Annotated in this window: 1 protein-coding gene; it reads right to left on the bottom strand. The window is 57.5% G+C overall.

Annotation, left to right across the window (positions count from 1 at the left end; all coding sequences use genetic code 11):
- Nucleotides 1-46: 46 nt before the first annotated feature.
- Complete coding sequence (locus MJ602_RS16680) at nucleotides 47-592, bottom strand: phage integrase N-terminal SAM-like domain-containing protein (RefSeq protein WP_423246724.1); 546 nt, start codon at nucleotides 590-592, stop codon at nucleotides 47-49.
- Nucleotides 593-709 lie beyond the last annotated feature (117 nt).

Raw genomic sequence — 709 nt, 5'->3', positions numbered from 1 at the left:
TTCCAACCCTGAGCAGTCCTTCCCCCGAGTTCCGCAAACCGGGGCATCAGTTCGCAAACACCATCTCATCCAGTGGGCTGGCCGTCCCACCCGCCGCCACCTTCAGCACATACGTGTAGATCATGGTCGTGGACGCGTCCGAATGCTCCAACAACTCTTGCCCCGTTCGGATGCCCCCCATGTGCGAAAGCAGCGTCTGAACCTCCTGCACCGCCAGCACCACCGGAATCCGCTTGCGCTCTGGCGGCCGACCAATCTGCTGCATCCAGGGCAACTCCATGCCCAGCACCTGCCGATACAAGAACAACAGCGCGTTGAGCGCCTGCCGGTGGGTGGCCGGCGCCACTTGCTTCTCGGTGGCGAACATGGTCAGAAAACCATCGACTTCCGCTTGCCCCATTTCGCGCGGATGTCGAAACCCACCATGGCTGCGGGCCGCCCACAACACAAACGCCTTGGCCCAGTAGACATACGCCTTCTCGGTCTGTAGGCTGTAATGCAGGTAGCGAACCCGTTCGCGCACCTGATCGAGCAGTTTGATGGATCGGGGAGGGACCCAGTCAGGTTTGTCAGATCTGTTATACCTGTTCATACATCCAGTATGATGCTTTACAGGATTGATTTCAAACACTTTTTGGGGGTGCCGTGCGACTTTGTTTAACGACCACGGTTGTGGGTATCCGGTGTTTGGTCAGATAAACCATAAGTT

This window comes from Simplicispira sedimenti, assembly GCF_022760965.1.
Taxonomy (GTDB): domain Bacteria; phylum Pseudomonadota; class Gammaproteobacteria; order Burkholderiales; family Burkholderiaceae_C; genus Simplicispira; species Simplicispira sedimenti.
The sequence above is the reverse complement of the archived record's forward strand: the minus strand, read 5'-3'. Positions and strand labels throughout refer to the sequence as shown.